This window comes from Algibacter ulvanivorans, from assembly GCF_048381495.1.
GTDB lineage: Bacteria > Bacteroidota > Bacteroidia > Flavobacteriales > Flavobacteriaceae > Algibacter_B > Algibacter_B ulvanivorans.
Window position 1 is genome coordinate 217182 of record NZ_JBLWGD010000001.1, and the last position, 12735, is coordinate 229916.

The 12735-nt window shown below is 32.3% G+C and carries 8 protein-coding genes; 6 read left to right on the forward strand and 2 right to left on the reverse strand.

Annotated features, from left to right (window positions below; genetic code table 11):
- Nucleotides 1-90: 90 nt before the first annotated feature.
- Together ACNG5D_RS01135 and ACNG5D_RS01140 are read right to left on the reverse strand one after the other, a co-directional pair.
- Complete coding sequence (locus tag ACNG5D_RS01135; RefSeq protein ID WP_418181656.1) at nt 91-1818, reverse strand: DUF4270 domain-containing protein; 1728 nt, start codon at nt 1816-1818, stop codon at nt 91-93.
- Nucleotides 1819-1843: 25 nt separating this feature from the next.
- Nucleotides 1844-2653, reverse strand: coding sequence for a glycogen/starch synthase (locus ACNG5D_RS01140; RefSeq protein ID WP_418181657.1), 810 nt, complete (start codon nt 2651-2653; stop codon nt 1844-1846).
- 198 nt (nt 2654-2851) lie between these two features.
- Here ACNG5D_RS01140 and panC point away from each other — a divergent pair, with 198 nt between their 5' ends.
- The 6 genes from panC to ACNG5D_RS01170 all read left to right on the forward strand — a co-directional run bounded on the left by panC (nt 2852) and on the right by ACNG5D_RS01170 (nt 12588).
- A complete protein-coding gene (gene panC, locus ACNG5D_RS01145; RefSeq protein WP_418181658.1) occupies nt 2852-3703 on the forward strand; it encodes a pantoate--beta-alanine ligase in 852 nt (283 codons plus the stop codon).
- A gap of 13 nt (nt 3704-3716) precedes the next feature.
- Nucleotides 3717-4067, forward strand: a complete 351-nt coding sequence (gene panD, locus ACNG5D_RS01150; protein ID WP_418181659.1) for an aspartate 1-decarboxylase — start codon at nt 3717-3719, stop codon at nt 4065-4067.
- Nucleotides 4068-4070: 3 nt separating this feature from the next.
- Entirely contained in the window at nt 4071-5039 is a 969-nt protein-coding gene (locus ACNG5D_RS01155) for a lysylphosphatidylglycerol synthase transmembrane domain-containing protein (RefSeq protein WP_418181660.1), read from the forward strand.
- A 67-nt stretch (nt 5040-5106) separates the two neighbouring features.
- Nucleotides 5107-6255, forward strand: a complete 1149-nt coding sequence (locus ACNG5D_RS01160) for an alpha/beta hydrolase (RefSeq protein WP_418181661.1) — start codon at nt 5107-5109, stop codon at nt 6253-6255.
- Entirely contained in the window at nt 6255-7613 is a 1359-nt protein-coding gene (gene radA / locus ACNG5D_RS01165; RefSeq protein ID WP_418181662.1) for a DNA repair protein RadA, read from the forward strand. Before ACNG5D_RS01160 ends, radA begins: the two co-directional genes overlap by 1 nt.
- Before the next feature lie 295 nt (nt 7614-7908).
- Nucleotides 7909-12588 (forward strand): CshA/CshB family fibrillar adhesin-related protein, encoded by a 4680-nt coding sequence (locus ACNG5D_RS01170; RefSeq protein WP_418181663.1) that lies wholly within the window; start codon nt 7909-7911, stop codon nt 12586-12588.
- Nucleotides 12589-12735 lie beyond the last annotated feature (147 nt).

A 12735-nucleotide genomic window follows, 5' to 3' on the forward strand; every position in this document is an offset into this window, starting at 1 on the left:
TAACGTTGTATAATTATTATACGAACTAGTGTATTTATACGATAAAGTTCACTAAGATTATGGTTTTCTGTATTAAAAAGACTTAATCTGTTAATTTTCTTTTGGTTTGGTAAAGAATATTTTTAGTTTTAATCTTTTGTCTATGGAAACATTTTCGTTACTTCCATATAAAATTGTACCTCTAGGAGAAAGCATTGAAGCCGACGGAATAGTGGATACGTTATCGCTACTATTTAAAATTTTAGAGTTTATCACGTAGTTAACATTATTAGATAATATTAACCCTATTTGGTAGTTAGTAGAGTCGTTTTGTATAATGTTATTTAAGTGTTCTGTTAAACGTATTTTATATTTTCCAGAATCATCTCTTTGCCCAAGGCTAAAAATTTTAGAGTTAAAGGCTTCATTGTTTTCAAAAGGGTCAATTTGATAGTCTATGGTTGTTGTTCCGTTTTTTATATCATAGGCATAAATACGGTCGTATTTGTGGTAAATATCTCCGTTTTCATCTTCAGTATTTATTACTTTTGTTTGATCTTCAAATATTTCTAAATGGGCTTCATTTATTAGCCTGTTTAAAACATAATTACCAGATTCATCCATTACATAGTTTCCGTCGCTATCGGTTTTTCTGTAGGTTTTTTTAAAGTAATCAATAGCTGGTATTTCAGAAATATTGCCAGCATTGTCCTCATATTCTACCAATCCGTTAAATAGATTAACAACTGTCATTGCACCTTCTAGGCCTTTAATATGCAAAGTTTGGTCGCCGTTTTCAGCGTCACCATCTTCTAAAGAAATTTTATTAAAATCATTAATAAAAGTGTTTAGTTTATTGCCTGTGAAGTTTAATACATATTCATCTTGTATTCTTTCGTCTGTTTCGCCTTTTGTGTAGTATATGGTTATGTTGGCACCTGTAGATTGAAGATTTATTAAAAACATACTACCATCATCTCCAATGGCTTCGGCTTTAAAATATAGTCCTCTAAAGTAGTCTTTAAATTCGTTGTCATTACTTAATTCTGCTGCTCCATCTTTTTCTACAATGGTTTGATGCCAAAAGTTTATTTCGTCTTCGTGGTCTTCGTTATCGCTTTCAAAACTAATTCTTAATGCTGGTGCCGCATAAGTTTTAAGGGTGTCTGTCGAGCTTATTTCCCATAATTCTTTAGCTTTTAAACTAGGTTTAAACGCATTGTTTTGATAAATTATTTGCCCTATATGATTATCGAAATCTATGGTTTGCGAGCCGTTAGAAGCATAATTGTGAGTAGGGTCATCAAGATTTTCTGTTATAGAATAGTGATTTTGAGTGGTGTTAGCATCTCCAGAAGGATCGAAATCTCTTAAAAAATAATTGTTTTGGTATATAGTTAACTTAATGGGGGCGTCTATATTGCCATAAAGAGAATCTAAAGTGTATGTTGCTGCATTGGGGTTGTCGGTTTCGGTGCCAGTTGTAGTACTAAAATAGGGGATGTTTATGACTACAGAATCTATTACTGGATTTACATCAAAATTTTCTGTAAAAGTTGCTGGTGTTAATTGAGTAATAATGCTAGCAGTACTTTTGCCATATTCTGCATCATTAAATACACCTAAAAGGCTAGAGGCTAAATTGTTAATTTGAACAGATTCTAGCTTTTTATTGTATGCAGATATAGAAAGCGTGTCTATACTTGTAAAAAAATTTGCGTTTTGTTCTCCTAATACATCGCTTTCTATAGATGTAAAGTCTTTGTCGCAAGCAACAAAAACAGATAAAAACATAATGAAAACTATAGTAAATTTAAGGGCTTTAAATATCTTTTTCATATTATATTGAGTGAATATAAAAGGTTTAGCTTAAAACAGATTCGTTAAAAAATGTTGTGTAGGCTTCACCAAATTCATCTTTACTTTTATATTCTAGTACGGGTTTTTCGGCAGCTTTTAAATATGAATCTAATTCGTCTGGAATGTTTTCAGATCCTACAATTAAAGCGTCAGAATAATCTATAGCAACTTTCATTAAATTATTATAAGAAGGTTCTTCAAGGCTTTTAATAGCATCTTCTTCAATATTATCAAATTTAATTTTGTTAACCATATCTTTGTTTAACGTTTCATCGAAACTTTGATTGTATATAGAGGTAACTATTTTACTTTCGTTAAACAATGGTTCGTCTTTATAGTATTCTTTTAAGTATAAAGGTAAAAGTGAAGCTAGCCAACCATGAACATGAATAATGTCTGGAGCCCAATTTAATTTTTTAACCGTTTCAATAACACCTTTAGCAAAGAAAATAGCACGTTCGTCATTATCAGAAAACATTTTGCCATCCTCGTCTGTTAATGTAGCTTTTCTTTTAAAATACTCATCGTTGTCAATAAAATAAACTTGAATACGCTCTTTTGGTATTGAAGCTACTTTAATAATAAGAGGCATGTCTAAATCGTTAATAACTAGGTTTATACCAGATAGTCTTATAACTTCGTGTAATTGATGTCTACGCTCATTAATATTTCCGTATCTAGGCATGAAGATTCTTATTTGTCCTCCTTGTTGATTAACCATTCGTGGAGCTTCAAAAGAAGCTGAAGAAATTTCGGTTTCAGGTAAATAAGGTACTACTTCAGATGATACATATAATATCCTCTTATCTTTCATATGTTTGATTTTGTTGACTTAAAATAAAGCTGATTAATAGCAATTATTGATGTTTTTTTGTGAAATGATTTTTTAAATACACGCTTTAAAGCCGTTATACTTTTAAAATTTCAAAATAAAAAACACGCAAAAGTACAAAAATTTATGCTAATTGGTTGTAAAATCTTAAGTTTGCAAGCGTTAATTTTTTATTAAATAGTGGAAATTTACTCAGATAAACAACAAATAGCATCGGCTATTAGTGCTTTAAAAGCTAAAAACTTAACCATTGGTATGGTGCCTACTATGGGGGCTTTACACCAAGGGCATTTGCAATTAGTAAAAAAGGCTTTAGCGGAAAATAAGAAAGTTGTAGTTAGCATTTTTGTTAACCCAACACAGTTTGACAATGCAGATGATTTGCAAAAATACCCTCGAACTTTAGAAGCCGATGTAGCGCTGCTTAAGGCTGTTAGTAAAAGCAATATTATAGTGTATGCACCTACTGTTAATGATATTTATGAAGGAAAAGCAGTTTCTCAAAAATTTGATTTTGATGGCCTAGAGTTTGAAATGGAAGGTAAATTTAGGCAAGGACATTTTGATGGTGTAGGCACTATAGTTAAACGTTTTTTTGAAATTGTAAAACCACACAAAGCTTATTTTGGAGAGAAAGATTTCCAGCAGTTAGCCATTATAAAAAAATTAGTCGAAAAATATAACATTCCTGTAAAAATAGTAGGCTGTAAAATACACCGAGAGGCTAACGGGCTTGCAATGAGTTCTAGAAATACAAGGTTAAAACCAGAGTACAAGTTGGCAGCGCCATTTATATTTAAAACATTAAAAACTGCCAAAGAAAAATTTGGCACAAAAAGTGCAGCTAAAACAATACAATGGGTTGAAAAACAGTTTGCAAAGCACGATATTTTAAAATTAGAATATTTTATTATTTCAGACGAAGAAACCCTAAAACCAGTTAAACGAAAATCTAACAAAAAAACATATAGAGCCTTTATAGCTGTATATGCAGATGATATTAGACTTATTGATAATATCGCATTAAATTAATTATCTTTGCCACATGCAAATTCAAGTAGTAAAATCTAAAATTCATAGAGTTAAATGCACAGGTGCAGAACTCAATTATATAGGAAGTATTACCATTGATGAAGACTTAATGGAAGCAGCCAACATTATTCAAGGAGAGAAAGTTCAAATTGTAAACAATAATAATGGCGAACGTTTAGAAACCTATTGTATTCCTGGGCCACGTAAAAGTGGTGAGATTACTTTAAATGGCGCAGCAGCTAGAAAAGTATCGGTAGGAGATACTTTAATACTTATCACTTATGCCTTTATGGATATTGAAAATGCTAAAGTGTTTAAGCCATCATTGGTTTTTCCCGATGAAGCAACCAACCTATTAAAGTAAACTTTGAATAAAAAAACCAAAAATATATTAAAAATAACACTCCCATTATTATTGGGAGTTTTTTTAGTTTGGTACTCGCTTTCAAAAGTTTCTATAAATGAATTGGTAGATTATGCGAAAAAAGCAGATTATACCTGGATTGTTTTAGGCATGTTTTTAGGCTTTTTAAGTCATTTGTCTCGAGCCTATCGATGGCGATACCAATTAGAGCCAATGGGGTACCAAATTAAGTTTGCCAATAGTGTTATGGCTGTTTTTGCTACATACCTAATAAATTACACTATACCACGAGCAGGAGAGGTGGCTAGAGCTTCTATATTAACTAATTATGAAGGAGTACCTTTTGAGAAAGCCTTTGGAACTATAGTAGCAGAACGTATAGCAGATTTAATAGTTATGTTCGGTATTATTGGCATAACGCTGTTTTTGCAATTCGATTTTATTTACGGGTTTTTAATAGAAAAATTTAATCCTGTAAAAATTATAATAGCTTTTATAGGAGGAATAATTTTAATGTTTTTGTTTTTTAGATTTATAAAAAAAAGTAAATCTGCAATAGCCTTAAAAATAAGGACATTTGTTAATGGATTAATAGAAGGAGCACTTAGTATTTTTAAAATGAAAAAAAAGTGGGCTTATATTTTTCATACACTATTTATCTGGGCAATGTATGTACTAATGTTTTATATAACCTCTTTTTCTATAGCAGAGCTAGAAGGTATTTCTTTTGGAGCTATTTTAATAGGTTTTATATCGGCAAGCTTTAGTATAGCAGCAACAAATGGAGGTATAGGCTCGTACCCTTTAGCCATTTATGCTGCATTTTCAATTTTTGCAATTCCTGAAGATCCAAGTATAGCTTTCGGGTGGATTATGTGGGCCTCGCAAACACTTATGATTATTGTTTTTGGAGGGTTGTCTCTTATTTATTTGCCAATTTTTAATAGAAAAGGAGATTTAACAGACGCTTAAACTTTGCCTTTAATCTCTCTTTATAATTTCTTACCTTGCCCTTAATAAATCTCAAATCATATTTAAAATGAAAAAGACTACGGTTTTCTTTTTATTACTTCTTCTTGTATTTAAAGTTTCTAATGCGCAAGTAAAATACGAAATCATTAAATCATCAAAACTAGGAGAAGAACGCCAAATAAAAATTCAATTGCCAAGAGGATATAGCTCTAATGATAAAACCTATCCCATTTTTATAGTTTTAGATGGCGATTATATGTTTGAAGCTGTAGCAGGTAACGTAGATTATTATTCGTATTGGGAAGATATGCCAGAATCTATTGTAGTAGGGGTAAACCAAATAGATACACGCTATGATGATTGTATGTACTCTGAACAAAACTCATTACCCATTGAAACTGGTGCAGCATTTTTTGAGTTTTTAGGTATGGAATTACTGCCTTATATAGAGAAAACATATAGAGGAGGTAATTTTAGAGTTGCAGTTGGTCATGGAGAAACGGCAAACTTTATTAATTACTATTTATTAAAACCACAGCCTTTGTTTCAAGCTTATATTTCAATTAGCCCTAATTTAGCCCCAAATATGATTAATTATTTGCCAGAAGCTATTTCTAAAACCCAATCTAAAATGTTTTATTATTTAGCAAATACAAATCATGATACAAAATCTATAAAGCAAACAACAGAAGCATTAAACACAGATATTTCGGTTATAGAAAATAAAAATATAGTTTACAATTTTGATACTTTTAATGGACCTTCACATTACTCTGTGCCAGCACATGCTATACCAAAAGCCATTGAAAATATTTTTCAAGTATTTCAACCTATATCAAAAAAAGAATATAAAGACGTTATATTGGAGCTGGAAATATCTCCAGTATTATATCTTCAAGAAAAATACCAAGCTATTTCAGATTTGTTTAATATAGATAAAAAAGTGTTAATTAACGACTTTAAAGCCATATCTGCGGCTATAGAAAAAAATGAATTATACGAGTACTATGAAGAGTTAGGGAAAATGGCTAGAAAAGCCTACCCAGAAACTCTATTAGGAGCTTATTATATAGCGCGCTTTTATGAAGAAACAGGAGAGCCTAAAAAGGCTATGCGCACTTATCAATCTGGATATACTTTAAAAGAAATAGCTGGGCTAACAAAAGATTTAATGTTAGAAAAAGCAGATTTAATAAAAGAAGATTTTGGGTATTAATGGCAAAAGTTAAAACAACCTTTTTTTGTCAAAACTGCGGGGCACAGTATGCTAAATGGCAAGGACAGTGTAATGCTTGTAAGGAGTGGAATACTATTGTTGAAGAACTGGTGCAAAAGCCAGAAAAAAGCGATTGGAAAATTCCTAGCGCATCAATTAAAAAAGCATCTATTCCGTTACGAATTAATGAGATTGATACCTCAAAGGAAGCTCGATTAGATACATTTGATGGTGAGTTAAACCGTGTTTTAGGTGGCGGAATTGTTCCGGGGTCTTTAACATTATTAGGCGGCGAACCCGGAATAGGAAAAAGTACATTGTTGCTTCAGGTTTCATTAAAACTACCTTATAAAACGCTTTATGTATCTGGCGAAGAGAGCCAAAAACAAATAAAAATGCGGGCCGAGCGTATTAACCCCGAAAACAATAATTGCTATATTTTAACCGAAACTAAAACGCAAAATATTTTTAAACAAATTACTTCACTTAACCCAGATGTGGTAATTATAGATTCTATACAAACATTGCATAGCGATTATATTGAGTCGTCGTCTGGAAGTATTTCGCAGATAAAAGAGTGTACCACAGAATTAATAAAATTTGCAAAAGAAACCGCAACCCCTGTACTATTAATTGGCCACATTACTAAAGATGGCAATATAGCAGGACCAAAAATTTTAGAGCATATGGTCGATACTGTATTGCAGTTTGAAGGCGATAGAAATCATGTATTTAGAATATTAAGAGCTCATAAAAACCGTTTCGGATCAACTAACGAGTTGGGTATTTACGAAATGCAAGGTTCTGGTTTGCGAGAGGTTTCAAACCCGTCAGAAATATTAATATCTAAAAAAGACGAAGAGCTCTCAGGTAATGCTATTGCAGCAACCCTAGAAGGTATGCGACCGTTAATGATAGAGGTTCAAGCCTTAGTAAGTACAGCAGTTTATGGTACACCACAACGCAGCGCAACAGGTTTTAACGCTAAACGATTAAATATGTTATTGGCTGTTTTAGAAAAACGCGCAGGTTTTCGTTTAGGAGCAAAAGATGTGTTTTTAAATATTACAGGAGGCATTTCGGTTGATGATCCTGCTATAGATTTAGCTGTTGTTGCTTCCATTTTATCTTCAAATGAAGATGTAGCACTTCAAAAAGATTTTTGCTTTGCAGCCGAGGTTGGCTTATCGGGTGAAATTAGGCCTGTTCAACGCATTGAACAGCGTATATTAGAAGCCGAAAAGTTAGGGTTCTCTACCATATTTGTGTCTAAATACAATAAAATTTCATTAAAAAATACTTCAATTAAAATACAATTAATCTCCAAAATTGAAGATATAGTGGATTTAATAATTTAAATAGCCTTTAGCAATTTTTATATCTTTCACTTATATGTTGGGTGTATTTTTCTGATTTTCAATAAGTTGAGTTGTTTTTAAATGTTTGTTTGTGTTGTAAAATTGCATTTCAACGGATTTATTAGTCGTTTAATCGGAAAAAAATCATGTTTTTTTAGATTATTAGTCGTTTTATTGTTAATATTGTACTAAATATTTTACTAAATGACGATTATTTCATTGAAGTGATTCTCAAACTAGTATTAAAATTTTTGTTTTGCTTACCCAAGGCAGCTAAAATTTAACCACTTAACCTATGAAAGTAAATTATATTAATTTATTTCAAGTACTTGTTGTAATGCTAGTATTTGAATTTTTTACAGCAGAAAATCTTCATGCACAATACTGCACACCTAATAATATAGGTAGCTTTAATACAAATTACATTTCTAAGGTTAGCTTTGGTAGTATTGATAATACTAGCTCTGGCTCTACCGGAGGGTTTAAATATTATTCATCATTACCAGCAGTAAATGTACAGGTTGGCGAAACCCTAGAAGGCGTTGTAAGTGTAACAATTAATGGCTGGAATAAAAGTAAAAATACCGTTGTTGTTTGGGTAGATTTTAATCAAGGAGATAGCGATTTTGAAGATACTGGCGAACGATTTTTATTTACTTTTCAGGATAAAAGTAAAAACAATGGTAATAAAACTATAGATGTACCAATTAGTATACCAGTACCAGCAACAGTAACGTCTGGCTTATCAAGAATTAGGATTGGTTTAAGAACGGGTAAGAAAACAAATTTCACATCATGCGATTATAATTATCAAGCAGGCGAGATTGAAGATTACAAAATTAAATTCGTATCAGACGATGATTCATCAGGCGAAAACGAACCAGAATACTGTGAGCCTTCAAATATTGGTAGTTATAATGTAAACTATATTTCAAATGTAGCCATTGGCGAAATAAATAATAATAGTTCTGGAACAACCGGAGGTTATACATATTACTCTTCAATTTTGGCAACAGATGTTAAAGTAGGAGAAACGCTCAATGGCGTTGTAAGTGTAACTATTAATGGCTGGAATACAAGAAATAATACCGTTATTATTTGGATGAATTTTAATGAAAATGAAGATGATGATTTCGAGGATAACGGCGAACAATTTTTATTCACCTTTCGAGATAGAAATAACACATCGGGTAATAAAACTATAAATGTGCCAATTAGTATCCCTGTTCCTGAAGGCGTTTCTTCAGGGCTTTCTATTATTAGAGTTGGATTAAGAACAGGTAAGAAAACAAATTTCACATCATGCGATTATAATTACGAAGCTGGAGAAATTGAAGATTATAGAATAAACTATAAAACTGACGACGATGACGATGACGATGATTCGGGGGATGGTACTGATGGTTCAACAAGTTTGGTAGATACAGATGCTGATGGTGTTTTAGATTATATAGATTTAGATGATGATAACGACGGTATTTTAGATCAAGATGAATTAAGATGCAACAATACATCTATAGCAAACTCTAATTCAGGTTCTGGAATCTATCAAGACCAGTTTTATATATTTAATTGGACAGACCCTAGTTTTGCAGATGGTTTGCATAACGGAGATTCGCAAACTTTTAATTTATCAAATGGACTTACAATTGTAGCTACAGTATCTGAAATAAACTCATCAGATGCTGTTAACGCTTCAAAATATATTCCTAATGATATTAATACTTGGAGCGGGGCTTATGCACACCAAATGTATAATACTAACGGTAATTCCGAAGCGTTTTACGGAGGCGATGGTATAGATGTGGCATTTACCATGAATTTTGAAGCAACAAAATGCGGTAAAACCCAACGCATAGATATTTTAGCAATTGATGCCGAGGCAACAAACGGAAGTGGCGAGTCTGTAACATTTACAAGTAATGGCGGTAACTGGGTTTCTGTAGATAAGCATGGTAGTGGCGGAATATGGACAGGTGTAGGAACACAAACCATTAAAGCAACAGATACAGAAGGCTCTGGCGGTAACACTATTTTTTACTCTGAAAACTCTAGTAAAATAAAAACTAAGATAAATGCAGGCGGAAGGCAAGGAGTTGCTTTTGGTATTTGGTTAATTTGCGATACCGATAACGATTGCATACCTAATTATCTTGATTTAGATAGCGATGCCGATGGTTGCCCAGATGCTTTTGAAGGAGGAGGCAATTTTACAGCCTCTAACTTAGTTACAGATTTAAGTATGGAAGGCGGAAGTACTTATGTTTATGATAATTTGGGTGTTGGAAATGATACTGATAATGATGGATTATTAGATATAGCAGAACCAAATGGACAACCTTTAGGGAATAGTCAAAATGAAAACCAAAACGATTGCCCAGAGGTTATTGATTTTGATGGTAAAGACGATGTGTTAAAAGCTCCAAACAACTTTAGTTTAAATAATTGGAACGAGTTAACCATACAATTTTGGGTAAAATCCAATGCATTGGCACAAACAAATGCAGGTGTAATTGGCCAAAAAGGAGTTTTAGAAATAGTTCAAAACGGAAGCTTGTCATGTGAGATTTTTGGTCAAGGTTCAGAAGGTATTTTTACAAATGAATCATGGCTTAATAATGATAACGCATGGCAACATGTTACCTTAGTTTATAATCAAGGAGAAATTCAGTTTTATTATAATGGGAAAAAAGTATACGAAGCAAAAAGTTTGGTGTCAAAAACATTAACAACAAGCGAAAACTCTTTTAATATAGGCGGAGCAATTAAATCTGGAGATAATTCTAATTTTTTTAATGGCTGGATAGACGAAGTAAGAGTTTTTAATGTGGCTTTAACCGAAAGTCAAATACAACAAACTGTTTATCAAGAAATTGACAATAATGAAGGATATGTGGCAGGCTCTGTAGTGCAAAAAGATATTAAAGATATAGAAACAAAAAGCAGGTTAAATTGGAAGGATTTACAACTGTATTACAAAATGGGCGATAAGTTTGTAAACAGAAAAACTATAGATTATTCTAATAACAATTTTCATGCTACCTTATGTAATATTTACACTAAGCAAAACGAAACAGCTCCCATGCCTTATGTTACAAAAAAAGATGGCAATATAGACGATGTGAGTATATGGTTGCATAGCGATGTGTGGAATTTAACATCTGATAGTAAACTACCTATTGAGTCTACCATAATTCAAATAAGCCATAATATTACCGTAAATAGAGATATGGAAAATTTAGGTTTAGTTATAGACTCCGGTAAAACATTAACCGTAGGAGCCGATGGGTCTGATTATATGTTGAAAAACGATTGGTATTTAGAGCTTAATGGAACTTTAGATTTAATGGGAGATTCCCAATTAATACAAACCCAGAATAGCGATTTAGTAACCTCTGAAAACGGAAAAGTATTAAGACGCCAAGAAGGAACAACAAACCCGTTTTGGTATAACTATTGGTCATCTCCTGTAGGAGCAACCGGAGCAACAAGTTTAATAGACAATAATGTAGAAACTAACAATCCAAATAATTCACCTTTTAGTTTAAATATGTTAAAAGACGAGTCTGGTTTTAATTGTTTATTTACAACAGGGTATACAGGAAGCGGAAATATAAGCACATATTGGATATATACTTATGCTAACGGTTTAACCTATTGGGATTGGGCACATCTTGCAACATCATCACCATTAACTCCAGGTGTTGGTTACACCCAAAAAGGTATAGGTACTGCTGCACCAGAACAGCAATATATATTTGAAGGCAAACCTAATAATGGTACTATTTTAATTGATGTTAAAGATGTTGGTGGTCCTGGATCTATAGCCAACGCAACAAAAACAAATTATTTATTAGGAAACCCTTATGCATCAGCTATCGATGTTCATAAGTTTATAGATGACAACGAGGGGGTTATTGATGGTTATTTACAGTTGTGGCAACAATGGGGCGGAAACTCTCATAACCTTAACGAATATCATGGAGGTTATGCTCAAGTAAATAAAACAGGATCGATAAGAGCTTCACAATTCATTAGCTTTTATGGAGAAAATACAGGATTAGGTGAAGGCACTTTAGTGCCAACACGTTACCTTCCCGTAGGGCAAGGGTTTATAGCCGAAATAATAGCGAATGGTCAAGTCGAGTTTAATAATAGTCAGCGTGTATTTATAAAAGAAGCCGATGCCGACGGAACTTACGATTCGGGGTCAACATTTTCAAAATCTTCAAAAGGAAAATCATCAAAATCTAATACTTCTAAAAAGAGTGAAAACTCAGCTTTAATGCAAAGAATTCGTTTAGAGTTTAACTCGACATCTGGGCCAAAAACAAGACGTGAGTTGTTATTAGGCTTTAGCGAACAAACAAGCGATGCTTACGATTATGGATACGATGCAAAAAACACAGAAACAAGTAATAACGACTTAAATTTAGATTTAGAAGGGCAGAATATGACTATACAAGCTTATGCATCAATTACTGATGAGAAAGTAGTGCCATTAAATTTTAGTTCATCAGGCAATAATGCATTTGAAATTAGAGTAACTGTAACCGAAAATATTAATGATAGCCAGGCTATTTATTTGCGCGATAATTTAACAGGTGTGTATTTTAATTTAAGAGAAGATTTAGCTTATAGTTTTACATCAGATCAAGGTATATTTAATGAGCGTTTTGCAATAGTATTTCAAAACGAACAAGCAAGTTTAAGTACAGAAACAGCATTGGCAGAATCAAATCATATATATTACCAAAATAGTATAAACACATTATTTGTTAAAAAATTAAATAGTAATGTTACAAAACTATCATTAGTAAATATGCGAGGACAATCGGTATTAGAAATGGTAGATGTAGCCCAATCAAAATTGAATAACGGTATACCATTTAATAATGTTTCAACAGGAATGTATATCGTTTGTATGCGAACAGAAAATAACGAAGTGTTAACCAAAAAGATAATAATAAATTAAAAAAATAACTTTAGAGATAACATAAAAATTTAGCAAACTAACATTTGCATTAATAACTACCCTCATAGTTTTTTAAATCCATTTTACTAAAAATAACGTTAGTGTTAAAAAAAGCTTGAAACCTAGGTGTATATGGTTTTATTGCTG